This window comes from Micromonospora sp. NPDC050686 (assembly GCF_040654475.1).
Taxonomy (GTDB): Bacteria; Actinomycetota; Actinomycetes; order Mycobacteriales; family Micromonosporaceae; genus Micromonospora.
The window spans coordinates 173,398-198,329 of the sequence record NZ_JBFAID010000005.1; the positions used below are offsets into that span (position 1 = coordinate 173,398).

Annotated in this window: 23 protein-coding genes; 8 read left to right on the top strand and 15 right to left on the bottom strand. The window is 73.8% G+C overall.

All coding sequences use genetic code 11. The annotated features are described in order from the left end of the window. Position 1 precedes the first annotated feature (1 nt). From AB0H57_RS07265 to AB0H57_RS07285, 5 genes are all read right to left on the bottom strand, one after another. Positions 2 to 349, bottom strand: a complete 348-nt coding sequence (locus AB0H57_RS07265; RefSeq protein ID WP_357503726.1) for a DUF485 domain-containing protein — start codon at positions 347 to 349, stop codon at positions 2 to 4. A 147-nt stretch (positions 350 to 496) separates the two neighbouring features. Next, positions 497 to 2,407, bottom strand: a complete 1,911-nt coding sequence (locus tag AB0H57_RS07270) for a DUF4153 domain-containing protein (RefSeq protein WP_357503613.1) — start codon at positions 2,405 to 2,407, stop codon at positions 497 to 499. After that, complete coding sequence (locus AB0H57_RS07275; protein ID WP_357503728.1) at positions 2,404 to 3,432, bottom strand: HAMP domain-containing sensor histidine kinase; 1,029 nt, start codon at positions 3,430 to 3,432, stop codon at positions 2,404 to 2,406. Before AB0H57_RS07275 ends, AB0H57_RS07270 begins: the two co-directional genes overlap by 4 nt. A 50-nt stretch (positions 3,433 to 3,482) precedes the next feature. Continuing rightward, positions 3,483 to 4,160: a response regulator transcription factor gene (locus AB0H57_RS07280; RefSeq protein ID WP_357503615.1), complete on the bottom strand. Its 678-nt coding sequence runs from the start codon at positions 4,158 to 4,160 to the stop codon at positions 3,483 to 3,485. Positions 4,161 to 4,258: 98 nt separating this feature from the next. Beyond that, on the bottom strand, positions 4,259 to 5,119 hold the full coding sequence (locus tag AB0H57_RS07285) for an alpha/beta hydrolase (protein ID WP_357503617.1): 861 nt from the start codon (positions 5,117 to 5,119) through the stop codon (positions 4,259 to 4,261). A gap of 106 nt (positions 5,120 to 5,225) precedes the next feature. Here AB0H57_RS07285 and AB0H57_RS07290 point away from each other — a divergent pair, with 106 nt between their 5' ends. Continuing rightward, on the top strand, positions 5,226 to 5,762 hold the full coding sequence (locus AB0H57_RS07290; protein ID WP_357503619.1) for a SigE family RNA polymerase sigma factor: 537 nt from the start codon (positions 5,226 to 5,228) through the stop codon (positions 5,760 to 5,762). Next, complete coding sequence (locus tag AB0H57_RS07295) at positions 5,755 to 6,993, top strand: sialidase family protein (RefSeq protein WP_357503621.1); 1,239 nt, start codon at positions 5,755 to 5,757, stop codon at positions 6,991 to 6,993. Before AB0H57_RS07290 ends, AB0H57_RS07295 begins: the two co-directional genes overlap by 8 nt. Positions 6,994 to 7,095: 102 nt before the next feature. Here AB0H57_RS07295 and AB0H57_RS07300 read toward each other — a convergent pair whose 3' ends face one another. From AB0H57_RS07300 to AB0H57_RS07320, 5 genes are all read right to left on the bottom strand, one after another. After that, entirely contained in the window at positions 7,096 to 9,087 is a 1,992-nt protein-coding gene (locus AB0H57_RS07300; protein WP_357503623.1) for an FG-GAP-like repeat-containing protein, read from the bottom strand. A 139-nt stretch (positions 9,088 to 9,226) separates the two neighbouring features. After that, entirely contained in the window at positions 9,227 to 9,982 is a 756-nt protein-coding gene (locus AB0H57_RS07305; RefSeq protein ID WP_357503625.1) for a LytTR family DNA-binding domain-containing protein, read from the bottom strand. Then, positions 9,979 to 11,202: a histidine kinase gene (locus tag AB0H57_RS07310; RefSeq protein WP_357503627.1), complete on the bottom strand. Its 1,224-nt coding sequence runs from the start codon at positions 11,200 to 11,202 to the stop codon at positions 9,979 to 9,981. Before AB0H57_RS07310 ends, AB0H57_RS07305 begins: the two co-directional genes overlap by 4 nt. Before the next feature lie 33 nt (positions 11,203 to 11,235). Continuing rightward, a complete protein-coding gene (locus tag AB0H57_RS07315) occupies positions 11,236 to 12,804 on the bottom strand; it encodes a sugar transferase (RefSeq protein WP_357503730.1) in 1,569 nt (522 codons plus the stop codon). Between the two features lie 265 nt (positions 12,805 to 13,069). Further along, on the bottom strand, positions 13,070 to 13,930 hold the full coding sequence (locus AB0H57_RS07320) for a DNA-formamidopyrimidine glycosylase family protein (RefSeq protein WP_357503629.1): 861 nt from the start codon (positions 13,928 to 13,930) through the stop codon (positions 13,070 to 13,072). Between the two features lie 80 nt (positions 13,931 to 14,010). Between AB0H57_RS07320 and AB0H57_RS07325 the strand changes: the two genes are divergently transcribed. Continuing rightward, positions 14,011 to 15,288 carry a glycosyltransferase gene (locus AB0H57_RS07325; protein ID WP_357503631.1) on the top strand — a complete coding sequence of 426 codons (1,278 nt, stop codon included), beginning with the start codon at positions 14,011 to 14,013 and terminating at the stop codon, positions 15,286 to 15,288. Positions 15,289 to 15,647: 359 nt separating this feature from the next. Here AB0H57_RS07325 and AB0H57_RS07330 read toward each other — a convergent pair whose 3' ends face one another. From AB0H57_RS07330 to AB0H57_RS07345, 4 genes are all read right to left on the bottom strand, one after another. After that, positions 15,648 to 16,370 carry a CDP-alcohol phosphatidyltransferase family protein gene (locus AB0H57_RS07330; RefSeq protein WP_357503633.1) on the bottom strand — a complete coding sequence of 241 codons (723 nt, stop codon included), beginning with the start codon at positions 16,368 to 16,370 and terminating at the stop codon, positions 15,648 to 15,650. Continuing rightward, positions 16,345 to 17,412 (bottom strand): iron-containing alcohol dehydrogenase family protein, encoded by a 1,068-nt coding sequence (locus tag AB0H57_RS07335; RefSeq protein ID WP_357503635.1) that lies wholly within the window; start codon positions 17,410 to 17,412, stop codon positions 16,345 to 16,347. Before AB0H57_RS07335 ends, AB0H57_RS07330 begins: the two co-directional genes overlap by 26 nt. After that, a complete protein-coding gene (locus tag AB0H57_RS07340; protein WP_357503637.1) occupies positions 17,400 to 18,131 on the bottom strand; it encodes a phosphocholine cytidylyltransferase family protein in 732 nt (243 codons plus the stop codon). The genes AB0H57_RS07335 and AB0H57_RS07340 overlap by 13 nt, the downstream gene beginning before the upstream one ends. Before the next feature lie 91 nt (positions 18,132 to 18,222). After that, positions 18,223 to 19,026 (bottom strand): hypothetical protein, encoded by an 804-nt coding sequence (locus tag AB0H57_RS07345; RefSeq protein WP_357503639.1) that lies wholly within the window; start codon positions 19,024 to 19,026, stop codon positions 18,223 to 18,225. A 121-nt stretch (positions 19,027 to 19,147) separates the two neighbouring features. Here AB0H57_RS07345 and AB0H57_RS07350 point away from each other — a divergent pair, with 121 nt between their 5' ends. The 3 genes from AB0H57_RS07350 to corA all read left to right on the top strand — a co-directional run bounded on the left by AB0H57_RS07350 (position 19,148) and on the right by corA (position 22,287). Beyond that, complete coding sequence (locus AB0H57_RS07350; RefSeq protein WP_357503641.1) at positions 19,148 to 19,537, top strand: CBS domain-containing protein; 390 nt, start codon at positions 19,148 to 19,150, stop codon at positions 19,535 to 19,537. 154 nt (positions 19,538 to 19,691) lie between these two features. Continuing rightward, on the top strand, positions 19,692 to 20,786 hold the full coding sequence (locus AB0H57_RS07355; RefSeq protein ID WP_357503643.1) for a PLP-dependent aminotransferase family protein: 1,095 nt from the start codon (positions 19,692 to 19,694) through the stop codon (positions 20,784 to 20,786). Between the two features lie 361 nt (positions 20,787 to 21,147). Then, positions 21,148 to 22,287 (top strand): magnesium/cobalt transporter CorA, encoded by a 1,140-nt coding sequence (corA, locus tag AB0H57_RS07360; protein ID WP_357503645.1) that lies wholly within the window; start codon positions 21,148 to 21,150, stop codon positions 22,285 to 22,287. 132 nt (positions 22,288 to 22,419) lie between these two features. On the opposite strand, the gene AB0H57_RS07365 is transcribed toward corA, so the two are convergent. Next, the gene (locus tag AB0H57_RS07365; protein WP_357503647.1) at positions 22,420 to 23,310 is read right to left on the bottom strand and encodes a hypothetical protein; all 891 of its coding nucleotides are present in this window, start codon (positions 23,308 to 23,310) and stop codon (positions 22,420 to 22,422) included. Between the two features lie 28 nt (positions 23,311 to 23,338). On the opposite strand from AB0H57_RS07365, the gene AB0H57_RS07370 reads away from it, so the two are divergent. Both AB0H57_RS07370 and AB0H57_RS07375 read left to right on the top strand, forming a co-directional pair. Then, entirely contained in the window at positions 23,339 to 23,869 is a 531-nt protein-coding gene (locus tag AB0H57_RS07370; RefSeq protein WP_357503649.1) for a peptidylprolyl isomerase, read from the top strand. Between the two features lie 103 nt (positions 23,870 to 23,972). Further along, entirely contained in the window at positions 23,973 to 24,884 is a 912-nt protein-coding gene (locus tag AB0H57_RS07375; protein WP_357503651.1) for a rhomboid family intramembrane serine protease, read from the top strand. Positions 24,885 to 24,932 lie beyond the last annotated feature (48 nt).

The following is a 24,932-nucleotide window of genomic DNA, read 5'->3' on the forward strand; positions in this document are numbered from 1 at the left end:
CTCAGCGCTCCGGCCGCTGGACGAGGTCGGTGAAGTCCTGCTCGTTGCGTTCGGCGAGCCGGACGTACGCCCAGCCCACCACGATCAGGAACGGGAACGACACCACGCCCAGCAGCAGCCATGGCAGGGTCACCCCGAGCACCGTGGTACGCCCCAGCGACGGCGCGATCGCGAAGAGCCAGGGCAGCCCGCCCAGCCCGATCAGCACCAGCAGCGACAGCCGCAGGGCCAGCGCGAGCTGGGCCCGGACCAGGCCGCGTACCAGGGTGTCGCCGATCCGGGTCTGCTGGGTCAGCTCGCTGCGGGTCCGGTCCGCCCGGCTGCCCCGGCGGACCTCGGCGAGCACGATCCGCGTCCGGGCCGGCGCGGCGGGCGGCCGGGGGGCGGGTACCGGCGCGGCCGGGGCGGTCGTCTCCCACCCCGGCCCGCCCGGCTCGTCAGGTACCGCCACCCCGGCAGTCTCGCCCGATCACCGGGATTGTCAAGGGCGGGATGATCACCACCGGCCCGGCCAGGGGCAGTCGAGCCCGGTGCTGCGCAGGGGCCGGTCCAGGAGCAGGTCGCGGGCCGCCGCGCGGCCCAGGTTGGCCGTCCGCCAGTCGTCCTCGGCGACCAGCCGGTCCCGGAGGTCGTCCAACGTGCAGGAGCGCTGCGGCTCTGGCAGCCGGTCCAGGGCGGGCGCGGCGTCCGCCGAGAGCCCGGCCAGGTAGCCCACGTCGATCCGGCCGGTGCGCTGGTAACGGTCGACGTTCCACTCGGCGACCAGCCGGTCCGGGTTGACCACGGCCAGTCCGAGCAGGGCGGCCACCGCCGTACCGACCGCCAGCACGGGCAACCAGCCGGCGCGCAGCCGCAGCACGGCGACCCCGACGAAGAGGAACAGCAGCCCCAGGCCGGCCTCCGCTACCGCCACGAACAGCCGCAGCCGGGTCGCGCCGTACGCCTCGGTGTAGACCTGCATCCGGTAGAGCGCCGAGACGACGATCACCAGGCTGAGCGCGGTGAGCGTGCCGAGCAGTGCCCGGATCAGGATCCGGTCGGCGCGGGTCTGCCGGGGCGCCCAGCGGGCGGCGCCGCCGATCACCAGCAGGGTCAGCGCCGAGACGGCGAGGAGCTGCCAGAAGCCGCCGCGGGCGTACTCGGCGTAGGTCAGTCCCCCGGTCCGCAGCACGTGCCCGGAGCCGCCGAACAGCACCGCGAGCTGCACCAGCACGAACGCGGCGAAGAGCCCGACGAGCAGGGCCAGCGGCAGCACCCATTCCCGGCGCCGCACCGGCCGGCCCGGTTTCGCCCGCAGGTCGTCCAGCCGCGGCGGCGCGGCCAGCAGGTACGCCCCGCCGAGCAGCACCGGAATCGCGAGGACCAGGCGGAACGCCCAGCCCACCAGGTCCGGCGGGGCGCTCTCCGGCAGCAGTCCGATGACCAGATCGGCGAAGACCGCGTCCGCCGAGATGAACAGCAGCCCGAAGACCAGCAGCAGGCCGACCGAGACGGCGATGCTGACCAGGCTGCGGCCGACCGCCGCGCCGGAGGTGACCCCGGCCAGCGAACGCCGGGCCCACGGCAGCGCCCGCAACGGCGCCAGCAGGCAGATCCGTACGGCGGTGAGCATGCCCAGGCCGGTCCGGCCGCCGGCCACCGCCAGCACGCCGGTCACCGCGGCGGCCAGCAGGCAGAGCCCGAAGAGCCAGCCGGCGTCCCGGACCGCGCCCACCGCGAGCAGGGCGAGGGTGGCCGCCGCCCAGACCAGCCGGGCCATCCGGCCCGGCGCCCCCGTGACGCCGGGCCGGGTGGTCGGATCGCCCGCCGGCGTGGCCGGCGCCGGTCCGGTCGTGCCCGCCGGTCCGGTCGTGCCCGCCGGTCCGGTCGTGCCCGCCGGTCCGGTCGTGCCTGCCGGTCCGGTCGGGGCCGGTTCGGCCGAGGCGCTCGGTCCGCCCTGGGCCGGTGCGACCGCTGCGGCGCTGCCGGGCCGGACGGCGGCGGTGACCAGCGCGGCGGTGGCGGCGAGTCCGGCCAGCACCCAGCCCGCGCCGGGCTGCCCGATCGGGATGACGGCGGCGGCCGTCAGGGCGGCGGCGCCCACCGCGCCCAGCACCACCGGCCGGGGCGGGGCGGCCGGTCCGGGCCACCGGCGCCACAACGCGGACGGGGGCGGCGGCGTTGGCCACTCGCCGCCGGGCCGCTGCGCGGTGCTCACCCCGGTGCCGGGCGGTGGCGCCGTACGCACACCCACGCCGGGCGGCGCGGTCGGCACGCCGCTGCCAGGCGGGGACGTCGCCGCACCCGTACCGGCCGGCCCGCCCGCCCCGGGCGGTGGCATCGTCGCGCCCGTGCCGGGCGGTGGCATCGTCGCGCCCGTGCCGGGCGGTGGGGTCGGGCGGTCGCCAGGGGTGGTGGGGGTGTTCATGCGGCTTCTCCCGTTCGGGTGGTGAGGGGGAGCGACACCCCGATCCGGCAGCCGGCGCGACCGTTCCCGGCCGGTTCGAGCACCCGGATGGCGCCGCCGTGCAGTTCCACGACCCAGCGCGCGATGGCCAGGCCGAGACCGGTGCCCCCGTCGCCCGAGCGGTCGCCGCGGGTGAACCGTTCGAAGACCCGGGGACGCTCGGCGAGCGGGATCCCCTCGCCCTCGTCGCTCACCTCGAAGTGCAGTTGGCCGGCCCGCTCCTCGGCGGTCACCAGCACCGTCCCGCCCGGTGGGCTGTGCCGGGCGGCGTTGTCGAGCAGGTTGGCGAAGACCTGGTGCAGCCGGCCCGGGTCGGCGGTGACGGTCAGCGGCCCGGCCGGCGGCGCCAGCCGGAACCGCACCTGCCGGCCGGCCCCGGCGGCGGCCGCCGCGGCGTGCTCGATCGCCTCGTCGAGGAAGTCCGCCACGTCGATCCGGACCCGGCGCAGCGGCACCACCCCGGCGTCCAGCCGGGACAGGTCGAGCAGGTCGGCGACCAGGTGTCCGAGGCGTTCGGTCTGGGCGAGGGCCGTGCGCAGCGTGGCCGGCTCGGGGGCGGCCACCCCGTCGACCATGTTCTCCAGCACGCCCTGCAACGCGGTGATCGGCGTACGCAACTCGTGCGAGACGTTCGCGATCAGCTCGCGTCGCCGCTGGTCGGCCGCGGCCAGGTCCTCGGCCATCTTGTTGAACGCCTGGGCCAGCTCGCCGACCTCGTCCCGGGAGGTGGCGCGGACCCGGCGGGTGTAGTCGCCGCGGGCCATCGCGCCGGCGGCGGCCGTCATCTCGCGCAGCGGCGAGGTCATCCCGTGCGCCAGCACCTGGGAGGTGAGCAGGGCCAGCCCGATCGCCGTCGCCGACGTCATCGGCGGCACCCAGCCGATCATCCACCAGAAGTACGCCAGCCCGGTGGTGCCGGAGGCGACCAGCAGGAAGCCCAGCTTCGTCTTGATCGAGCGGACCGGGTCGAGCGGCCGGGGCAGCATCCTGTTCAGCCAGTCCACCACGGCGACCCCGGTGGTGACGTTGCTGCTGCTCACGCCGGCACCTCCAGCGCGTACCCGACGCCGTGCACGGTCCGGATCAGGTCGGCGCCGAGCTTGCGCCGCAGCGCCTTGACGTGGCTGTCCACCGTGCGAGTGCCGGAGCCCTCGGCCCACCCCCACACCTCGGCCAGCAGGCGCTCCCGGGGCAGCACGGTCCGGGGCCGGCGGGCGAGGTGCACCAGCAGGTCGAACTCGGTGGGGGTCAGGTGGACCTCGGCCCCGCCCCGGCGGACCCGCCGCTCGGCCTGGTTGATCTCGATCTCGCCGAGGTGCAGCGCGGGCGGTCCGCCGCTCGCGGCCCGCTCCACCCGGCGCAGCAGCACGTGCACCCGGGCGGACAGCTCCCGCATCGAGAACGGCTTGGTCAGGTAGTCGTCGGCGCCCACCGCCAGCCCCACCAGCAGGTCCGTCTCGTCGTCCCGCGCGGTCAGCATCAACACCGGGACCGGCCGCTCCGCCTGGATCCGCCGGCACACCTCCAGGCCGTCGAACCCGGGCAGCATGACATCGAGTACGACGATGTCGTACCGCCCGGCCCGGAACCGGTCGACGGCGGACGGCCCGTCACCGGCGATGTCGACGGCGAAACCCTCGGCCCGCAGGCGGGCGGCGACCGACTCGGCGATGGTCCGCTCGTCCTCGACCACCAGTACCCGGCGTTCGTTCATGGGTCCGAACTGTAGGTAGCGGCCGTGGAGAACGGTGGGGCAGGTTGTGAACAACCTGTGGAGAACGGGTCACTCCTGTGGATAACCCGGTGGAAAGCTCAGTCGAGCCGGTCCAGGAACCCGTCGACCGCCGCGCGGAACTCGGCCGGACGCTCCACCCAGGGGAAGTGACCGGACCGCTCGACCACCACGGCTTCGCCGGCGGGGAAGAGCTTCGCCAGCGCCAGCAGCGGGGCCACCCCGGCGCTGGCGTCCGCGCCTCCGGCCACCACCAGCACCGGGGCGGTGACCTCCCCGAGCCGGGCGGCGAGGTCCGCCGGCGGGTCGACGCTGAAGTACGCCCGGTTCGCCGCGAAGCCGTACGACACGGCGGCGGCGTGCGCCCGTTCCGTCGCGCCCCAGGCGGCGTACCCGCGCGGGGCGACCCGCTGCTGCCAGGCGTTGAACGCGGCGTCGTCCAGCGGACCGCCGTCGGCGGGGAACGGCCCGGCCGCCCAGGCGGCGACGGCGGCATCGAGGTCCGGCTCGCCCCGGCGCGAATCGAGCAGTGCCTCGGCGTCGGAGGGCTCGTCCACCAGGTGCGCGGCCGGCGGCGTCACCAGCACCAGGCCGGCGACGCGGTCCGGAAAGCGGGCCGCGAAGGCCAGCGCCAGCCGGGTGCCGGCCGAGTGCCCCAGCACGGTCAGCCGGTCCAGCCCGAGGTGCACCCGGAGCCGGTCCAGGTCCTCCGCCTGCCGCCAGTACGACCCCAGCTCGACGTCGTCCGGCGCCGGGGACCGGCCCACCCCGCGCAGGTGTGGCACCAGCAGGCGGTGCCGCTCGCCCAGGCCGGCCAGGTCGCCCAGGTAACTCGGATGGGCCGCCGCACCGCCGGCGAGAGCGACGACCGGGGCGCCGCCCCGATCCGGGTGGTCGTCGTAGTGCAGCAGGGCCCCGTCGGAGGCTGGGTAGGTCGGCATCCGGCGACCGTACCGAGCGGGGCGCGCTCGTGTCCGCCCCGAATCCGGCACCTGCCCGAGGGAACCTTTTTCCGTCGCGGTGCGTGGGACTGGCGAGGAGAAGGGGGTGACGGTGCCCGAGGACGGTCTGGTCGAAGAGATCTACGCGGGGAGCTTCCGGAGGCTGGTCGTCCAGCTCTACGCGGTGACCGGCGACCTGCACGAGGCGCAGGAGGCGGTGCAGGAGGCGTTCACCCGCGCGCTGGCCACACCCCGGCGGTTCGCCGGGCTGGAGAACCCGGAGTCCTGGCTGCGCCGGGTCGCGGTGAACGTGGCCCGCAGCCGGCACCGCCGCCGTCGGGTGCTGGCCGGGCTGCTGCACCGGATCGGCCCGCCGCCGGTGGTCGCCGACACCGCGCCCGAGCACCTGGCGCTGATGTCGGCGCTGCGCACGCTGCCCACCGGGCAGCGGCAGGCGCTGGCCCTGCACTACCTCGTCGACCTGCCGGTCGGCGAGGTCGCCCGCACCCTCGGGGTCTCGGTCGGCACGGTCAAGTCCCGACTGAACCGGGGACGTACCGCCCTCGCCGCGCTGCTCGGCGATCCGCCCTCCGCGATCCCGGTCACCGCCGTCCGCGCGTACCCCGGGAGGGACAATGCCTGATCGTGAGTTTCCCGGCTTCGACGCCGCGGCGCTGGCCGCCGCGGTGCGGCAGCCGCCGCTGGACGACCTGTGGGCGAACGGCCGCGCCCGGCGCCGGCGGCGCGCGGCGGGCGTCGCGCTGGCGCTGGTGGTCGCCGTCGCCGGCATGGCGGCGGTGCCGCTCGTCGGTGGCCGGCCCGGCGTCGACCCGGCCGGACCGGACCAGTCGCCGCCGCGCGACCGGGCGACCCAGCTGTACGTCACCGGCCCCGGCACCGCGGTCGGGGTGGAGTACGTCGACCACGGATGCACCGTCCGGTTCGCGTTCACCGTGGACTCCGGGCGGAACTGGAGCGACTACGACGCGGCCCGCTACCAGAAGCAGATCTGCGATCCGGACACCCCGCTGAGCCCCGACGTCTATCTCACGGCCACCGTGCTCGGGCAGCGCTCGATCCTGCTGCGCGACGAGGACAGCCGGCTGCTCTCCACGGACGGGGGCCGCACCTGGCAGTCCGCCGAGGTTGCGATCCGGAGGGTGCCCGCCTTCCCGCCGGGCGCCCGGCCCGTCTACTGCCAGCAGCAGGGCTGCGACGCGCTCACCGACCCGCTGGCCGTCGACCCGGCGACCGGCCGGGTCTACCAGCTCGGTGCCGAGCGAGCGCTGGTCGGGCGGATCACCGGCAGCTTTCCGACGGCCGACGGCACGATCTGGTTGCTGGTCCACCAGCCGGACGGCATCCAGCAGGTCATCCGGGTCAGCGACCGGGGCACCACCTGGCTGCCCGCCGAGCTGCCGCCGGACGTCGCCCCGGCGAGCGTGGTCGGGATCGACCAGCGGGAGGCGTACGTGCTGGCGGAGCCGCACCTACCGGCCGGGCAGCAGGTGCCGCCCGCTGGTACGCGGTCACGGCTGATGCACACCACGAACGGCGGCGCCACCTGGACGGAGGTGGAGACGGACCTGTCCGCCTCCGCCGAGATGCGGTGGTTCTCCATCGGCGCGGACGGCACCCTGTTGGTGGCCGAGACCGGCTTCCGGGAGGAGTCGGTGACCTCCCGGGTCTTCGTCAGCCGGGACGGCGGACGGCACTTCGCGGAGAGCCGCCGGCAGGGCGGGGACGGTGGGGCCGGGGCGGGCCCCGGCGCGGCCTGGCTGTACGGCCGGGACGACAGGTCGGTGATCGGGCCGGACCACGTCCAGCTCACCACCGACGGCCGCACCTGGACGCGGTACCCGTTACCGGAGTGAACGCCCCGCCCGCGCCCGCGCTGCGGCTCGCGGTGCGTGGGGTGTTAGGCGGGGCCCCCTCCTATACCGAATGCGTTAACAAGGGCCCCGCCTTTCACCCGGTCAGACCTGCGGAATCACCAGCAGCCCCGCGCGGTAGTCGGCGAGGACGACATCCGGCCGGCCGTCGCCGGTGACGTCCCCCGCCGCCATGGCCCGGTGGTCGGTGCTGCCCGGGGCCGGAATGTCAGTGAACCGGTCGATGCCGAACCAGCCCTCGGGCCGCTGCCGCATCAGGCTGATCGTCTGCCACCCGGCGTGCAGGGTCATCGCGTCGCGCCGGCCGTCGCCGTCGAAGTCGTGCAGCAGGATCTGCGACGGGATGTCGTACATCGGGTAGACCAGCGGATCGGCGAAGCCGCCGGTGGCGGTCTGCGCGTACAGCGACATCCGGGCGGTGGGCCGGTTGCCGCCGGAGGTGACGGCGATGTCGTCGCGGCCGTCGCCGGTGGCGTCACCGACCGCGATGGCCTTGACGTCGAGGTACCCGTCCCCGGCCAGTTCCGCGCGCCAGCCCGGCTGGAAGCCGCCGGCCTCGGTCTGGGCGTACACGGCCACGCTCCACGGGCCCTCCCGGCTGATCACGTCCGGGCGGCCGTCGCCGGTCACCTCGCCGACCTCGATCTGCTTGCTGACCACCGGCGCGACCGGCGTCGCCGGGCCGAACGTGCGGTCCGCCCGGCCGGGCACCACGGCGATGCCGGTCAGGCCCGCCACCACCAGGTCCGCCCGGGAGTCACCGTCCAGGTCGGCCAGCCGCACGTCACCGGTACGGGAGTCCCCGCCGCCGGCGACCGGCACCGGCACCGGGCCGGTGAGCGTGCCCGCCCCGGCGAAGAAGACGTCCACCCCGCCCCGGGTGGTGACCGCGACGTCGGTCCCGCCGTCGCCGTCCACGTCGCCGGTGGCGATCCGCATGGTGGCCGCCGGGGCGCCGTTGGTGGCCAGCAGGCGCGGCTCGGCGAGCCCACCGTCGGCCCGCTGGGCGAACAGCCAGAGCCGGAAGTCCGTCGCCGGGGCGCCCGTGCCGAAGCTCTGGGTGGTCATCAGCACGTCGGCCCGGCCGTCCCCGGTGACGTCGGCGACCTCGGTCGCGGTCGGCCAGGACTCCAGCCCGACCTGGTGCACCTGGAGCCCGCCGAATCTGGCCGGCTCGGCGAGCCGGGGCACCACGGTCTGCGTCACCGGCGCGGACCCACTGGAGGCCAGACCGGCACCCGGGTCCCCGGAGTAGTCCACGCTGACCCGGCCGGCCTCGGCCGCCCACTGCCGTTCGGCCAGCCCCTCCGAGACCGACTGGCTGCCGACCCGGACGCCGTCCCGGTAGAAGGTGGCCGTCCCGAAGATCCGTCCGCCGGCGGCGGTGGTCACCCGGGCGGTGAGCAGGGCCCACTGACCGGTCTCCGTGGTCGACGGGGTGGTGCGCAGGGTGACGGTGGTCGGAGTGCCGGTGAGCACCGGGATCGGGCGGGACAGGCCGGTGGAGGTGCCGTCGGTGGCCCGGATCCAGTACGTGTAACCGGTCCGGTCCGTGACCGTCGAGTCGACGTAGGACAGGGCGGTGGTCGTGCCGACCACCTGCTCGCCGGAGCCGTCGGGCGCGGCCCGGCGGATCTCGTACCGGCTGGCGCCGGCCACCGCACCCCACGCCAGCTCCACCCGGTCCGGGTATGCGGTGTGCCGGAGCTCGCCCGGCTGCGCCAGGCTGGCCGGAAGCACCGCCGGCTCGGAGTTGCCGGAGACCTTGGTGGCGCTGCGGCTGCGCACCACGTACCGGTAGCTGGTGCCGACACCGACCTTGTCGTCCCGCCACTCCAGTTGGTTGCTGGTCCCCAGCAGGGTGTACGTGGTGCTGGCGCCGGTGGCGCGCAGCACGTCGTAGGTGTAGGTGGCGCCGGCCGACTGCCAGCTCACCCGGGCCTGGCCGGTGCCCACCCACTCCGCGGTCACCCCGGTGGGTGGCCGCACCGCTGCGGCCTGCGCCGGCGCGCCGCTCACCAGCACCAGCAGCACCGCCGGCAGGCATAAGGACAGGACTCTTCGCATCGCGGTCATCGCGCTCCCCGTGTCCGGTGGCACGTCGCGGCCCCGCTCCGTGGTGCGGGACGGCGCGCCACTTCCGGAAAAGTCAGCGCAACCATCCGGAATTCCGTTACGGCAACGGGGTTCCGCCGGACTCCACTGTGGAGGAGAGTCAGCGACTCCAGTCCTGTTTCGCCGCCCGGACGAGCTTGTCCTTCAGCTCCCGGGTGTGCCGGCGGCTCACCGGCAGCTCGGTGCCGTCGATCACCACCACGTACCCCGAGTTGACCAGCCGCAGCTCGGCGATCAGCTTCAACTGCACCAGGTACGACCGGTGGATCCGGACGAAGCCCGCGTCCGCCCAGCGTTCGGCGAGGGTGGCCAGCGAGACCCGGACCAGGTGCGAGCCGTCGGCGGTGTGCAGCCGGGCGTAGTCGCCCTGCGCCTCCACCCAGCGCACCGCCGAGCGGGGCAGCATCCGGGTCGTCCCGGCCAGCTCGATCGGGATGGTGGGATCCTCCTCGGCCCGGGCCAGCGCCGCCGGGTGCGACGGCACCACCCGGGAGCCCGTCACCCGGCGCAGCGACTCGGCCAGCCGCTCGGCGCGTACCGGCTTGCGGACGTAGTCGGTGGCGCCCAGGTCGAACGCGTCGACCGCCCCGTCGTCGTACGCGGTGACGAAGACGATCGCCGGCGGCCGGGCGAACCGGCGCAGCACCCGGGCCAGCTCCATCCCGTCCAGCCCGGGCATCCGGATGTCCAGGAAGACCACGTCCACGTCGTCGTCGCGGAGCACCCGCAACGCCTCGGTGGCGTCCCCGGCGGTGTGCAGCCGGGCCACCCGCGGGTCGGCCCGCAGGTGGTACGCCAGCTCGTCCAGCGCCGGCGGCTCGTCGTCGACCGCCAGCACTCGGAGAAAGCCACTCATGAACCGGCCCGTACGCCGGGGTGGAACTTCGGCACCCGCATGCTCACCTTCGTACCCGAGCCGAGCCCGGTCTCGACGACCAGGCCGAACCGGTCCCCGAAGGCCGACCGCAGCCGCTCGTCGACGTTGGAAAGCCCGACGTGCTGGCCCGGGTCGTCCGCCGGGTCGCTGCCGGCTCCGGCCAGCTCGGCGATGCCTGCGGTCAGCGTGGTCGGATCCATCCCCACTCCGTCGTCCTCCACCGTTATGTGGCACTCGGCGCCCGCATCCCGGGCCTCGATGCTCACCATGCCGGTGCCCGGCTTGCGGGACAACCCGTGCCGGACGGCGTTCTCGACCAGTGGCTGGAGGCAGAGGAACGGCAGGGTCACCGACAGCACCTCCGGGGCGATCTGCAACCGCACCTGGAGCCGGTCGCCGAAGCGGGCCCGCTCGATGGTCAGGTAGCGGTCGATCGAGCGCAGCTCCTCGGCCAGGGTGGTGAACTCGCCGTGCGACCGGAACGAGTACCGGGTGAACTCGGCGAACTCCAGCAGCAGCTCCCGGGCCCGGTCCGGGTCGGTCCGGACGAACGAGCCGATCGCGGTCAGCGCGTTGTAGATGAAGTGCGGGCTGATCTGTGCGCGCAGCGCGCGTACCTCGGCCCGGGCCAGCCGCTCCCGGGACGAGTCCAGCTCGGCCAGGGCGAGCTGGTCACCGGCCCAGTGCGCGGTCTCCAGCGTCGCCTGGACCAGCCCAGGGGCCGGCTGCTCGTCGGCGACGGCCACCAGCGCCCCCACCACCCGGCCCTCCGCGCTCAGCGGCGCCACCACGGCACCCCGGACCGGGCAGTCCACCACGTCGCAGTCCAGCTCCGACTCGCGCAGCACCGTCGACCGGCCGGTGCCGACCGCCCGCCGGGCCGCCGCGAGCAGCTGGTCGCCGTGGTGCCCGCCGCGCCCGTCGAGGACGAGCAGGGACTCCCGGTCGGTCAGGGCCATCCCGGCCGCGCCCACCAGGGCGCGCAGATGGCGTACGGCCTTCGCCGCGCCCGCCTCGCTCAGCCCGCCGCGCAGCGGCTCGGCGGCCAGCCCGGCGGTGTGCAGCACCTCGTACGTGGCCCGCTGGGTGGCGGTGGCGATGCCCCGCCGGGCGCGCAGCCGGAGCACCGCGAACAGCGCCGCGGCCAGCGCGGTGACCAGTGAGACGACGCCGAGCACGGCGGAGAGGTTGCCACCCACGCAGCGAATCCTGACCGGTGGGCCCCGACTCCGCTAGTAGGCGCCCTTGCGGGCCAGCACCACGCCCACCGTCCGCCACAGGATGCTCAGGTCGTACGCGAGCGACCAGTTGTCGACGTAGTAGAGGTCCAGCCGGACCGCCTCGTCCCAGGACAGGTCGGAGCGGCCGGAGACCTGCCACAGGCCGGTGATGCCCGGGCGGACCAGCAGGCGGCGCCGCACGTCCCCCAGGAAGTCGCCGTCGTCGGCGGGCAGCGGGCGCGGGCCGACCATGGACATCTCGCCCTTGAGCACGTTGATCAGCTGGGGCAGCTCGTCCAGCGACGAGGCGCGCAGGAACCGGCCGACCGGGAAGACCCGGGGATCCTGCCTCATCTTGAACAGCAGGCCGTCGGTCTCGTTCTGGTCGACCAGGCTGGCCAGCCGGTCCTCGGCGTCGCAGTACATGGTCCGGAACTTCCAGACCCGGAAGGTGCGCCCCTCGTGGCCCACCCGAGGCTGCCGGAAGAAGACCGGCCCGGGGTCGGAGAGCCGGATCGCGACGGCGATCGCCAGGAAGAGCGGGGTCAGCAGCAGCAGCCCGAGCGCGGCGGCGACCTTGTCCATCACGTTCTTGGCCAGCAGCGCCGGCCCGGACAGGGTCGGCTCCTCGACGTGCAGCAGCGGCAGGCCCTCGATGGGGCGGATGTGCACCCGGGGGCCGGCGATGTCGGTGAACTGGGGCGCGACCACCAGGTCGACCCCGGAGCCCTCCAACTGCCAGGCCAGCCGGCGCAGCTCACCGGGCTCGGCACTGGCCGAGCAGACCGCGATGGTGTCCCCGCCGACCTCGCGGACGAGGGCGAGCACGTCCCGGCCGGCGTACACCGGGACCGGGGTCTCCAGGCCCCGGGCGGCGGCGTACCCGTCGGTGATGTGGATGGCCACCGGCACCAGGCCGGCGCCCGGGTTGCGGGTGACCGCGGTGTAGACGTCCAGGCATTCCGGCAGGGTGCCGACCAGCACCATCCGGTGCCCGGCCTGCCCGGCCCGGCTGCGGACCAGGTGCAGCACGAACCGGGCGACCATCCGCTCGAACAGGATGAGCAGCAGCGCCCCGAGCAGCGCGAAGCCGACGGTCCACCGGGAGAGCTGGGTCACGGTGGCGAAGGCCAGGAAGGAGACGCTGGCCGCGACGGCCACCCCGGCCCGGATCACCCGCTTGAACTCGTCCGGACCGAGCCCCAGGTAGCGCCGGTCGTAGGCCCGGTTGCCCCAGAGGATGACCAGCCAGCCGAGCGGGAGCAGCACGAACGACACGGTGAGGAACCAGGTCGGGTCCTCCTTGACGCCGTAGAAACCCGAGGCCGCCTGGTCGAAGATCTGGATGGCCAGGAAGCTGGCCAGGGCCGCCGCGCCGAAGTCGAGCAGCAGCAGCAGCGCGATGTAGGGACGGTGCCAGCGGGACACGCGGCGCCGGGCCCGCGCCCACGCCGACCGGGGTACGCCGTTGTGCGACGGCGGAGTCGGCGGCTGGATCTCGAAGCTGTCGACGTGCCGCACGAGTTTGCTCCGGCCTGTGTTGGTTACCGGGCGCTGGAGGCTTGTCGTCACCTCACCCATGTCCTCCCGCATGGCGCGTGTCGCTCACTCGGCGTGAGGATGCGCGCCGCCCACCGTTCCAGTCTCCCACGCTGGCCCGACCCGGGCGCCGCCGCGAGGGACAGCGCCGGAGTGGTCGTCCTGCCTGGGATCCGGCCGACTCCGTACATTTTGAAGCCGGGGACCGGGCCACTATACCGATGCGCGGTGTACCGGGTAGGGGTGCGGAGTGGGAGCTTCGACGCGTCCGGGACGATTCCGCTGCGTAACCGGCGGGTGGCGTTACTCACCGTACGAGGCGGGACAACCGACGGTCAGCGAGCGGCTTGCCGCCGGTTTGGCAGGTGGGGCAGTACTGGAGGCTGGAATCGGCGAAGGAGACCTCCCGCACCGTGTCGCCACAGACCGGACAGGGCAGGCCCTTTCGGGCGTGCACCTTCAGGCCGGACCGCTTCTCGGCCTTCAGCTCCGCCGCCCGGTGGCCGGCCGAGCGGGTGACCGCGTCGCCGAGCACCTGCCGGGTCGCGGTGTGCAGGGCGGTGAGCTGGTCGTCGGAGAGCCGGTCGGTGATCGCGAACGGGGAGAGCTTCGCCGCGTGCAGGATCTCGTCGGAGTACGCGTTGCCGATCCCGGCCAGCACCGCCTGGTCGGTCAGCACCCCCTTGACCTGTCCCCGCCGGCCGCGGATCCGGTCGGAGAAGGTCGCCAGGTCGGCGGCGAGCGCGTCCGGGCCCAGCTTGGCCACGCCGGGCACCAGCGCCGGGTCGGTCACCAGGTACGCGGCCAGCTTCTTCTGGGTGCCGGCCTCGGTGAGGTCGAAACCGGAGCTGTCGTCGAGGCGTACCCGCAGGGCGACCGGACCCTTGCCGGGGCGCAGCGGCGCGGTGGACGGGAACGCCTCGCGGTAGTGCAGCCAGCCCGCCCGGGCCAGGTGCACCACCAGGTGCAGCCCGCCGTCGAAGATCACGTCGAGGAACTTGCCGTGCCGGCCGGCACCCACCACGGCCCGGCCCGCCACGGCGGTCGGTGCCGGGTCGTACGTCTTCAGGGCGCTGATCGCGGCGACCTCAATCCGGTCGACCCGCCGCCCCACGGCGCGCTGGCGCAGGTAACCCGCCAGCGCTTCCACCTCCGGTAGTTCGGGCACGGTTCAACGGTAGCCTTTCTTGCCGTGAGCGCGAGGGTTGAGCTTGCGAGTCCCGCAGTGGCGAACGAAGGGCGAGCTCAGTGAGAGTGGTGGTGGCGCACAACCGGTACCGCGAGGCTCAGCCGTCCGGCGAGAACACGATCGTTGACGCGGAGATCGCCCAGCTCACCGCGGCCGGGGTGGAGGTGCTGCCGTTCCTGCGCAGCTCCGACGAGATCCCGTCGATGTCGAAGCCGGCCAAGGCGCTGCTGCCGGTCTCGCCGATCTGGGCGCCGAAGGCGCAGCAGGACCTGGGCCGGCTGCTCGACGAGCACAAGCCGGACGTGCTGCACCTGCACAACCCGTACCCGCTGCTCTCGCCGTGGGTGGTGCGGACCGCGCACCGGCACGGCGTGCCGGTGGTGCAGACCGTGCACAACTACCGGCAGGTCTGCTCCTCCGGGCTGTACTTCCGGGACGGGGTGATCTGCCAGGACTGCCGGGGCCGGGCGCTCGGCGTGCCGGCGATCGTGCACCGCTGCTACCGGGGGTCCCGGGCGCAGAGCGCGCTGATGGCGACCACCCTGGCCGTGCACCGGCCCACCTGGCGGTCGGTGGACCGGTTCGTCGCGCTGACCAGCGCCGTCGCCGACCACCTGCGGGACTACGGCATTCCGGACGAGCGGATCGTGGTCAAGCCGAACGGGATTCCCGACCCGGGAGCCCCGGCGCCGCTCGGCGACGGCTTCCTCTACATGGCCCGGCTCACCCCGGAGAAGGGCCTCGCCCTGCTGTTGGAGGCGTGGCGGCGGCATCCGGTGGGCGGGCTGGGGCAGCTGCGGATCGCCGGCGACGGCGAGCTGCGCCCGCTGGTCGAGGCGGCCGCCGCCGAGCGGTCGGACGTGACCTACCTGGGCCAGCTCGACCGGGCCGGGGTACGCGCCGCGATTGAGGCGAGCGCCGTGGTGCTGGCGACCTCCACCTGGCACGACGTGCTGCCGACGGTGATCCTCGAGGCGCTGGCCAGCGGCCGGCCGGTGCTCGGGACGGCGCTGGGCGGCATCCCGTACCTGGTCGGCGCGGACGCCCCGTGGGAACCGGCCGGCACCGGTCCGGCCGAGGTCGCCTCGGCGCCGGCCGGGGGATCCGAGCGCCCCGCCATGCCCGAGGGCATCGAAGCGGGCGATGCCGGCTGGGTCGTCCCGCCGGAGCCGGCTCTCCTCGCCGCCGCCCTGCCCGTCGCCCGAGCCGGCGCGGCCGCGCTGGCCGCTTCGGCCCGGGCCCGCTACGAGAGCAGCTTCCACCCCGATGTGCTGACCAAGCGCCTCATCGACATCTACGCCGACGTGGCGCGGACCCGGCCGGCACTGGACCGCTGACTCGCCCGGTCGGAGGCTGCCGGCGGGTACGCCCCCGACCCCCGGTTCCGCACTCCAGGTGACCGGGGGTCGTCGATGGCCCATCGTCGCTCACCGTGTGCGAGCGCGAGGGCCCGTTCGGGCGGCGCTGAGCTGGCCCGAAGTGTCAGCCCGTTGACCTGCGGCGTCGCGGGACGCCCGACGCCTCGACCAACCCACCGCTGCTGCCTTTGCTCTGCTTCAGCGGACGCAACACTGACTGCGCGTGACTGTTGCGTCCGCTGAAGCAGAGCAAAGGGGAGCGGACAGGGAGTCGGTTTCGCGGGAGAGATATCACCGAGCGTGACCAGAATCGGTGGTCGGTGGTCGGTGGTCGTCGGTCAGCGGAGGGAGGCGCGGGCGGAGAAGGCGATGCTGGCCAGCAGGAAGCCGCCGTTGACGATCGTGAACGCGACCAGCACCCAGAGGGTGAGCGCCGGGGCGAACAGCAGCACCAGGGCGGCCACGAAGATCACCGCGCCGTAGTCGCGGACCAGCTTGACCAGCCGGACCAGGAGGCTGGTCGAGGTGACCATGCTGGCCGCGTTCGGGCCGGCCTGCATCACCGAGGTCACCAGGTTGACCATCCAGGTGCCGGCGAAGGTGGCCACCAGCCAGCTCGGCGTCCCCGGGTGCTGCGCCACGGCGGTCGCCGACAGGGCCGCCACCAGGGCGATCTGGGCGGCCACGTCGCAGAGCACGTCGACCCGGGCGCCGGCCGCGCTGCCCGTGCCGGTGACCCGGGCGAGCTGGCCGTCGGCGCAGTCCAGGGCGTACGCGACCTGCCAGCCGACCAGCGCGAGCAGCCCCACCACCCAGGCCGGCACGTCGCCGGCGGCCACCCGTCCGGCGAGCGCCACCACGGTCACCGAGGCGGCCAGGCCGAGCACCAGGTTGGTGACGGTCAGCGCGGTGGGCCGCAGCCCGAGGCGCTGGGCGACCAGCGCGAAGACCGCGCCCAGCCACTGGCTGACCGACTCGCTGAACAGGCCGCCGCCCCGGTTCACCCGGTAGAAGTCGGCGACGGTGGGACGGGCCTCAGCCACGGTGGTCGCGGATTGCACCGGCGTAGTCTGCCAGCCGCTCCCGCGTCTCGGTAGGCGACAGGGCCAGGTGTTCGAGGATCGTGTAGCGATCGGGGCGGGTGTTCGGCGCGAACTGCACCGCCTCGACGAACCGGTCGTCGTCGAGGCCCACGTCGGCGGGGAGCCGGGGCAACTGGTGCCGCTGAAGGCAGGCGGACATCTCGGCAAAGCGGCGGTGGTCGCCGCGCAGGAAGGTGCAGAAGAGCGCGCCCAGCCCGGCCAGCTCGCCGTGCGAGGCGGTGTCGGGGAAGAGCGCGTCGACGGCGTGCATGATCTCGTGGCAGCCGCCGCTGGCCGGCCGGCTGGTGCCGCAGACCGCCATCGCCAGGCCGCTGGAGATCAGCGCCTCGGCCAGCACCGTGACGAACGCGTCGTCGCTCGTGTCGCCCGGGTGGTGGAGCACCGCCTCCGCGCCCGCCCGGGCCAGCGAGGCGGCCAGCCCGTCGACCGGCTCGCCGCGGACCTGCCGGGCGAGTTCCCAGTCCGCCAGGGCGCTGATGTTGCTGACCACGTCGCCGATGCCGGCGCGGTTGTGCCGCTCCGGCCCGGCCTCCACGAAGTCGAGGTCGACGATCACCGCGATCGGGATGTGTACTCCGTAGGAGCCCTTGTGACCCTCGCTGACCAGGCTGGCCACCGGGGAGGCGATGCCGTCGTTGGCGAGGCTGGTCGCCACCGAAACCATCGGCAGCCCGCGTCGGGTGGCCGCGTACTTGGCCACGTCGATGGTCCTGCCGCCGCCGATGCCGACCACCGCGTCGTAGGAGCGGGTGCGCAGCTTGCCGCCCAGGGCGTCGGCGGCGTCCAGGGTGCCGCCCGCGACGGTGAAGACGTCTGCGGAGCGCAGCGACGGCCGGACCAGCTCGGCGATCTGCTCGCCCTGGCCGGGCCCGACGACCACCGCCACGTCGCCGCCGGCGGAGATCCGGCCGTCGGCGAGGATCGCGCCCAGGTCGGCCACCGCCCCCCGCCGCACGTCGATGTGCAGCGGGGTGAGCACCGTACGGGCTAGTAGCGGCACGCGATCTCCCGCGCCCGGGCCAGGTCGGCGTGGTTGTCGACCTCCACCCAGGACACATCCCCGATCGGGGCGGCCCGGACCTCGCCGCCCCGATCGGCGAACTCCTGGTAGCCGTCCTCGTAGTAGAGGTTGGGGTCGCGCCGCCAGGTGGCCTCCAGCGCGTCGGCGAGCGCGTCGGCCACCGCCGGCTCGATCAACGTGGCGCCGATGTACTCGCCGTACGCCTCGCCCGGGTCCATCAGCTTGGTGATCCGGGTCAGCTGGCCGGCCGCGTCGAAGGTGGTCTTCATCTCCTCCTCGGCCAGCGGCTTGATCGTGTCGACGGCCAGCAGGACGCCCGGGCCGCGCTCGGCCAGCAGCGTCTTCTCCACGCTCACCGGGTGCACGGTGTCGCCGTTGACCAGCAGCACGCCCTCGGCGAAGTGCTCGCGGGCCAGCCAGAGCGAGTACGCGTTGTTCCACTCCTCGGCCTTGTCGTTGTGCACCAGGGTGATCGTCACCCCGTACCGCTTCTCCAGGTCGGCCTGGCGCTCGCGGACCGTGTCGGCCGCGTACCCGACGACGATCACCACGTCGGTCAGCCCGACCTCGGCCAGGTTGCGCAGCGCGATGTCCAGGATGGTGATCTCGCCGTCCACCGGCACCAGGGCCTTGGGCAGGGTGTCGGTGTACGGCCGCAGTCGGCGTCCCGCGCCGGCCGCCAGCACCATCCCGATCATGCGGAACTCCTGTTCCTGAGGGTCCGGGTCACCGCTGGAGGATAGCTCCGGACGGCGGTGGGCCCGACCGCAACCGGCCTGCGGGGCGATCTCAGCCGGGCAGCGCGGCGAGGTCGGCGAGGACTTCCAGCCGTTCCTGAGCGGTCAGCGCGGTGTACGGGCCGGCCGCCCGGCGGTCGGTCTCCTGCTCGATCGCCCGCCGCTCCGGCAGCCCCAGCGGCAGCTCCGCCACGCTGGTCACGGTGTGCCCGGCGGCGGTCCACGCGGCGGCGTGCGCGTCGGCCCGGTGGTAGCGCAGCGCGCCGAGGCGGTTGAGCAGCTGCACCCCGGGGGCCAGCCCCTCCGGCTCGTACGGCGGGGCCATCGCGGCGAAGGCCGGCGCCGGCTCGGCGTCCGGCTCGTCGGCCCGCAGCAGCGCGTACGCCAGCAGCCGGCCGGCGGCCTCGACCAGCCGCGCCACCCGGTCGTCGTGCCCGGCCCACAGCTCCTCGGTGACCTCGGCGTGCACCTGGTAGATCTCGGCCAGGAAGTCCGCGCCGCGCTCGGTGGCGGTGAAGCCACCGTCCGGCCTGCGCACCACCGTGCCGTGCGCCACGTGCTTGTCCAGGTTCCGCCGGGTCACCGCCGGGTTGCGGTAGCGGGTGACCGCGGCGAAGCCGGAGCCGTCGATCACGCCGCCCGGCGCGGCCAGCCGGGTACGGAACTCGACCAGGAGGCCGGTGGCGGCCGGCCCGCCGTACCGCTGGCTCAGCTCCGCGCCACCCCCGTCGCGGCCGGCCAGCATGCCGGCCACGAAGACCCGGTCGATCGCCGGCGCGACCAGCCCGGCGAACCGGTGCGGCGGGAGCCCGACGTCGTGGTTCACGAACCGATCGAGGAGGGGCTCGGTGGGCACGGATGAAACAGTAGCCAGGTGGGACGGCTTTCGCCGCCGTCCGGATCCGGCCTTGTCCCGGTACGCATCGAGGGCCCACCATGTCCGTACCGGTGCCGCCGTCCCACAGGGGTGATGTGTGATGCAGGTTCGCGAAGCCATGTCCAGCGAGGTTCTGATGGTCGGCCCGGAGCACACGCTCCGTCAGGCGGCCCGGATGATGTCGGCCCGCGGTGTCGGGTCGGCGGTGGTGGTCGATCCCGACTCCGAGGGGGTCGGGATCATGACCGAACGTGATGTGTTGAACGCCATCGGGGCCGGCCTGGACTGCGACGTCGAGCGCACTCGGGCGCACGTGAGCTGGGAGGTCGTCTACGCCGGTCCGGACTGGACGGTGGAGGAGGCGGCCGGCGCGATGGCCCGGGGCGGCTTCCGGCACCTGGTGGTGCTGGACGGCCGCGAGGTGGCCGGGGTGATCTCGGTACGGGACCTGATGCGGGTCTGGGCGCAGCAGCGGCTGGCGGTCCGGTGAGCCCGCCGGTCGTTGCCCCGGTGTCTCGCCGCACCGGCCTTCGGCCGGCGAACACGTAAGTCCCGCTCGGGTCCGCCCCCGGATCGCCGCCCGCATGTTGAACTTGGCGTGTATGCGGCTCGGACCGCCGGGGGCAGGCCCTAGGCTCGTGCGCATGACCGCCGAGCAACTGATCTCGTTCGCCCGTGGAGCTCCGTCCCTGGACATCGTGGATGTCGAGGGGCTCAAGGCCGCCGCCGTCCGTGCCTTCGACGCCGACCCCGCCGGGGTCACGGCGTACGGCACCTCCGTCGGCTACCCGCCCCTGCGGAAGTGGATCGCGGCGAAGCACGGCGTCGAGGCGGACCAGGTGCTGGTCACGAACGGCTCGTTGCAGGCCGACGCGTTCCTCTTCGACCACCTGGTCCGGCGGGGCGACGCCGTGGTGGTGGAGCGCCCGACGTACGACCGGACGCTGCTCAACCTGCAGAAGATGGGCGGTGAGATCCACGGCGTGACGATCCAGCCGGACGGCCTGGACACCGCCGAGCTGCGCAAGCTGCTGGAGTCCGGGGTGCGGCCCCGGCTGGCGCACGTCATCCCGAACTACCAGAACCCGGCCGGCGTCACCCTCTCCCTGGAAAAGCGCCGGGAGCTGCTCGACCTCGCCGCCGAGTACGAGTTCACGATCTTTGAGGACGACCCGTACGCGGACATCCGGTTCCGCGGGGAACCGCTGCCGTCGATGCTCTCCCTGGACACCCGCGACGTGGTGGTGCACGCCTCCAGCTTCACCAAGACGGTCTGCCCGGGCGTCCGGGTCGGCTATTTGATCGGTCCGACCGGGCTGATCGCCGACATCGCCAAGCGGGCGACGAACCTCTACATTTCGCCCGGCATGGTGTCCGAGGCGATCGTGCACCAGTTCTGTGTCTCGGGCGATATCGACCGCTCGATCGCAACGGTCAGCCGGGCCCTCGGCGAACGGGCCCGGGTGCTGGCCGAGTCGCTGCGCCGGCACATCCCGGAGGCGAGCTTCGTCGAGCCCGACGGCGGCTACTTCCTCTGGGTGGAGCTGCCCGAGGACGTCGACGTCGACCGGCTCGCCCCGGCCGCCGCCGAGCGCGGGGTGGCCGTGGTCAAGGGCAGCGACTTCATGATCGACGGCGGCCGGCACGCGCTTCGGCTGGCCTTCTCCGCGGTGACCGCCGACCGGATCGAGGACGGCGTACAGCGCCTGGCGGCGGCGATGGAAGCCGTTCGAGGCTGATTCACTGTCGGATTTCCGACAGAAGAGTGAGGTGGTCCGCCCCGGGGTCTTCCTCGGGGTGGTCCCCGGCCGCACAATGCTGCGAGCGTCGCTCGCGTTCGTGCCCGGGTTCCCCTCGGCGCCCCCCGACCGCTCGACGCGCGCAGCACCACCCCCGCCCCCATGGCGCCGGGTGGGCCGTGTCGCCCCTCACCCCCCTGACGCGGCCCGGCCCGCCCGGCGCCTCCCCAGGAGTGCGGCTCTCCCGCCTGGCCGGCCCGCGCCCGCCGGGCGGAACAACGGCCTGCGGCCCGCCAGCGGTGTAACGGCGCGCGGCCTGCCGGCGGCGTAACCTGCAAGCCGCGGCGAGGGGAGGGGTGTGATGACCGATCGGGTGGGGCGGGAGCAATCCGCGGCGCCGGACGGCCGGCGGGTGCGTTCCTGGGCGGCGCCGGTGCGGGCGATGACCCGCCGGCTCAACGCCGACGGTTCCCAGCGCGCCCCGGAGCCGCGCGATCCGGAACGCACCTCGGTGGTTGACTGCGCGCTCTACGTCGATGGGGAGCGCCGGCCGGGCCACTGGAGCTACCCCGAGGCGCTCGCCGCCGCCCGCCGGGAGCCGCACGGCTTCGTCTGGCTCGGGCTGCACGAGCCGGACCTGGCCGAGATGACCGCCATCGCCGAGACGTACGGGCTGCACGAGCTGGCCGTCGAGGACGCCGTCAAGGCGCAACAGCGGCCCAAGCTGGAGCGGTTCGGCGAGGTGAGCTTCCTGGTGCTGCGGACCGCCCGGTACTGCGAGCACACCGAGCTGACCGAGAACTCGGAGGTGGTGGAGACCGGGCAGGTGATGCTCTTCATCGGCCCGAACTTCCTGATCAGCGTCCGGCACGGGGACGCCTGCCGGCTCGCCCCGGTGCGGGCCGACCTGGAGGCCAAGCGGGACCTGCTGGAGCACGGGCCGTGGGCCGTCGCGTACGCGGTCACCGACCGGGTGGTCGACCTCTACCTGGAGGTGGCCGACCAGATCGAGGACGACCTCGACGTGCTGGAGGCCGACGTCTTCGACCGCGCGGGCAGCGGACGGATCCAGCGGATCTATCAGATGAAGCGGGAGCTGGTCGAGTTCAAGCGGGCGGTGGCCCCGCTGCAACGCCCGATGCTGACCCTCACCGCCCAGGTCAACCGGGAGGTGCCGCAGGAGATCCGTCGGTACTTCCGGGACGTGCAGGACCACCTCAGCCGCACCGTCGAGCAGGTCAACTCGTACGACGACCTGCTCAACTCGATCCTCCAGGCCCGGCTGGCCCAGGTCACCGTCGAGCAGAACAACGACATGCGCAAGATCGCGGCGTGGGCGGCCATCGGCGCGGTGTGGACCGCCGTCGCCGGCATCTACGGCATGAACTTCGAGAACATGCCGGAGCTGAAATGGACGTACGGCTATCCGGGCATCTGGGCCGTCAACCTGGCCCTGTCCTTCGTCCTGTACCGCTGGTTCCGCCGCAACGGCTGGCTCTGACCCGCACGCAAGGTGGGGCCCCCGCTTAACGCATTTTGTATAGGCGGGGCCCTCGCCTAACACCTCGGGCCGCAAGCGCCGGCCGCGCGGGGCAGTCCCCCGCGCGGCCGGCGCTACCGGAAAGGCACCGCGTCAGCGACCGCCGGCCTTGGCGCCGTTCTTGCGGGCGCCGACCGCCTTGCTGATGTCGTCGGCCGGGCGACCGGTGGTGCCCCGGGCGCCCTCGGCGACCGAGGGGACCTTGTCGTTGGCGTGCACCACCGGCTGCTTGCCGGGCGTGGTGGTGGAGGCGCTGTCGCCGCCCGCCACCGTCGAGCTGCCGGCACCGGTCGGGCCGCCGGCCACCCCGGAGCTGCTGGACATGGTGGACGCGTCGGTGACCTTGGCGGTCGGGTCCGGGGTCTCCACCACGATGGTGTCCACGTCCTCTCGCATCGGCTCCAGCTTGCCGGCCGGGTCGTACTCGGCCCACTCCTGCTGCTCGCGGCGGCGGCGTACGGCCATCGCGCCGGCCAGGCCGGCGACGGTGCCGGCGGCCAGCAGGCCGGTCATCAGCCCGCCCCGCGACTTCTTCTGCTTCTTCTTCGCGGCCTTCATGTTCTTCGCCTTGACCTTCTTGCTCACGGCGGCCTGCTTCGCAGCGGCGGCCTTGCGCCCGGTCACGGCCTTGCCCCCGGCCTCGGCCTGCGCGTTGCGCAGGGCCAGGGCCAGCGGCGCGAGCGCGGCAGCGGTCGACGCGAACCCGCTCGACGCCCGATCCCGCACCATGACCGCGGTGGGCGCGACGGCTACCCGGGCTGCCTGGACCCGCGGTCCCATCGTGGCGCCGGCACCCTTCGTCGCGTACGTCGCGGCCTGCCTCAGGTGACCGATGCCCTGGTTCAGCTCGGCTCTCGCCAGCTGCCCCTGGGTCTTGCGCCGCCCGATTCGAAACACGGTCCCACCTCCTGGGTGTTGTTGCTTGCATCCTCCACCTTCGGATGCCTCCGCGATGCCAGATCGGGCACATGGGAGGATCCGCATGGAACTGACCAACGAGTGAGGAGTACCCGTGGCCGAGGCTGTCTACGCCACCTTGCACACCAACGCTGGCCCGATCCGGCTGGAGCTCTTCCCGAATCACGCTCCGAAGACCGTCCGCAACTTCGTGGAGCTCGCCGAGGGCACCCGCGAGTACACCGACCCGCGTACGGGTCAGCCGGGCAGCGGGCCCTACTACGACGGCACCATCTCGCACCGCGTGATCAGCGGCTTCATGGTCCAGATGGGCGACCCGACCGGCACCGGCCGGGGCGGCCCGGGCTACAAGTTCGGTGACGAGTTCCACCCGGAGCTGCGCTTCGACCGGCCGTACCTGCTGGCGATGGCGAACGCCGGGCCGGGCACCAACGGCTCGCAGTTCTTCATCACCGTGTCGCCGACGCCACACCTGAACAACCGGCACACCATCTTCGGGCAGGTGGCCGACGAGCAGTCCGTGAAGGTGGTCGACTCGATCGCCAACACCCCGACCGGCCCGAGCGACCGTCCGCTGCAGGACGTCGTGATCGAGCGGGTCGAGATCGAGCGGCAGCCGGCCTGAGCGCTCCGCGAGGTACCTTTGCTCGCATGAATGAGCGCCCCGGCCGGGTGACCGGCAGCAGCCGGGTGGTGGGTACGCGTCCGACCGACGGGCGGTGTCCGCGGTGAGCGAGTCGCCACCCACCACCCCGGTCTGCTACCGGCACCCCAACCGGGAGACGTACATCCGCTGCACCCGGTGCGACCGGCCGATCTGCCCCGACTGCATGCGGGAGGCGTCGGTCGGCCACCAGTGCCCGGAATGCGTGGCCGAGGGCCGGCGGAGCGTACGCCCGGCGCGCACCGCCTTCGGCGGCGGGGAGACGGGCCGGCACGGCTACGTCAGCAAGGTGCTGATCGCCCTGAACGTGGCGGTGATGCTGCTCTCCATCGCTTCCGACCGGGGCGGTGACGCGGCGATCGGCGGTTCCGGCTTCGGTGGCCTGCTCGGCGGCAGCACCCCGCTCACCAACTGGGGGGCGGTGCTGGGGCTCGCGATGTTCCCCGACGGGACCGTCGGCGGGGTTGCCAACGGCGAGTGGTACCGCCTGGTCACCGCGATGTTCCTGCACTACGGCGTGCCGCACCTGCTGCTCAACATGTGGGGGCTCTGGGTGCTCGGCCGCACCCTGGAGGCGGCGCTCGGCCCGCTGCGCTTCCTGGCGCTCTATCTGATCGCCGGGCTCGGCGGCAACGTGGCGGTCTACCTGTTCAGCCCGCCCAACCAGCCGTCGGCGGGCGCCTCGACCGCCATCTTCGGCCTGTTCGCGGCGATCTTCGTGATCATGCGCCGGCTGGGCCGGGACACCTCGGCGATCGTGCCGATCCTGGTGATCAACCTGATCTTCACGTTCACCGTGCCGAACATCTCCGTCGCCGGTCACCTCGGCGGGCTCGTGGTCGGTGGGCTGATGGCCCTCGTGCTGGCGTACGCCCCGCGTGGCCGGCGCACCCTGTTCCAGGCGGTCGGCGGGGCGATCATCCTGGTCGCGCTGATCGGGGCGGTGCTGGTCCGTACCGCGATGCTCACCGGCTGAGCCGCGGGCACTCGGCAGCAACCGGGCGCCGCACTACGCGGAGCGGGG